2 protein-coding genes are annotated in these 1,422 nt (G+C 49.9%); both read right to left on the bottom strand.

Features of this window, described 5'->3' with window-relative positions; genetic code table 11:
• Nucleotides 1–26 precede the first annotated feature (26 nt).
• On the bottom strand, nucleotides 27–890 hold the full coding sequence (locus M2118_RS08835) for an IS3 family transposase (protein WP_280795576.1): 864 nt from the start codon (nucleotides 888–890) through the stop codon (nucleotides 27–29).
• On the bottom strand, nucleotides 887–1,360 hold the full coding sequence (locus M2118_RS08830; protein ID WP_280795575.1) for a helix-turn-helix domain-containing protein: 474 nt from the start codon (nucleotides 1,358–1,360) through the stop codon (nucleotides 887–889). The genes M2118_RS08835 and M2118_RS08830 overlap by 4 nt, the downstream gene beginning before the upstream one ends.
• Between the last annotated feature and the right edge of the window lie 62 nt (nucleotides 1,361–1,422).

The raw sequence follows: 1,422 nt of genomic DNA, 5'->3' as shown, positions 1-1,422 counted from the left end.
TGAACTGAACCCCTTAAGTGGGAGTTCTAATTGGGAGTCGTTTCTAAGTTTGCAAGGGACTGTGTCCGGTAGTCAACCGGGCTCAGTCCCTTCAACTTTTCCTGGATGCGTTCATGGTTGAACCAGTGAATGTATTTCTCTAGTTCTGCCTTGAACCGGGTCATGTTTGAGAATGTGTGTTGACGTAGGAATTCTTCTTTGAAGTGTCCAAAGAAGTTCTCTGCAACAGCATTGTCGAGACAGTTGCCTTTGCGTGACATTGATTGAGTAATGCCGCGTTGTTTCAACGCGAGTTGATAGCCAGCATGACGGTAATGCCATCCCTGATCTGAATGCATCACCAACCCTGTGCCTGGTTTGAGCTGCGTGAAGGCTTTCTCCAACATTCCTGTGACCAGACCCATCACCGGCGAAGGAGCCAGCTCATAAGAGATCACTTCCCGGTTGAATAAATCGATCACCGGTGAGAGATATTGCTTCTGGCCCAGAACATAAAACTCTGTAACGTCCGTGACCCACTTCTTCGACGGCTGCGTGGCGTCAAAGTTTCTCGCCAACACGTTCGGTGCCGCCTTGCCGACCTCGCCCCGGTAGGACTTGTATTTCTTTCGTCGTCGAACTTGGCATGTGCGGCCCTCTTGCCGCATCAGCTTCAACACCGTCTTCCCACTCAACTGGATGCCATGCTTAGCCGCAAGAACGGCGCGAATGCGCCGATATCCATACGATTTGTAGGAATTATCAAACACGTCACGAAGCAGCGGCCGAAGCTGCTCATAACGGTCCTGTGGAGTTTTGGAACGGTGACGATAGTAGGTGGAGACAGATAACCCCACCGCCTTCAAAACAGCTCGCGTGGGGTATTTGTGCTCCAGCTCAGAAACAATCACAGACCGGACAGACGTCGATCTTCCTCCTGGGCTAGAGCCACCCATTTTTTTAGAATCTCATTCTCCATTCGAAGAAACGCAAGTTCTTCTTCAGGAGTCATCGGCCCATCACCACGCGCTTTGCGACCGGCAGTCTTCGACAAACCAGCCGGACCCTCATCGCGATAAGTCACGACCCATTTATCCAACATGGCGCGAGTAGAGATCTCGAACTCAACAAGAACATCCTGCTTCGGTGTTCCTGAAAGGAACTTCTCAACAGCTGCAATCTTCAACTGAGGCGAATACTTTTTATTGCCCATAACAGCAGAGTCTAAAAGACGACCCTGCAAATATTGATCGTGCCAATTCCGCACCGAATCTCGACGAAGACCCAATTGAGTAGCGACGGCATGAAAACCAAAACCCGCATCGAAAAGTCTGGCGACTTCGATGCGGGTTTCGAGTGAATGTTTGACCCTGAGATCCATAAACTTTCTTCCCTTCAAGTAGAGACTCTTAATTACGAGTCCCACTTTTGGGGTTCAGTTCA

This window comes from Aurantimicrobium minutum (assembly GCF_029892845.1).
Classification (GTDB): Bacteria; Actinomycetota; Actinomycetes; order Actinomycetales; family Microbacteriaceae; genus Aurantimicrobium; species Aurantimicrobium minutum_B.
Note: the sequence above shows the minus strand (reverse complement) of the source record. Positions and strands in the feature narration are given on the sequence as shown.

What these genes read in the sequence shown, in the direction of transcription:
- M2118_RS08830 (WP_280795575.1), bottom strand. Translation starts at nt 1,360, where the DNA reads ATGGATCTCAGGGTCAAACATTCACTCGAAACCCGCATCGAAGTCGCC.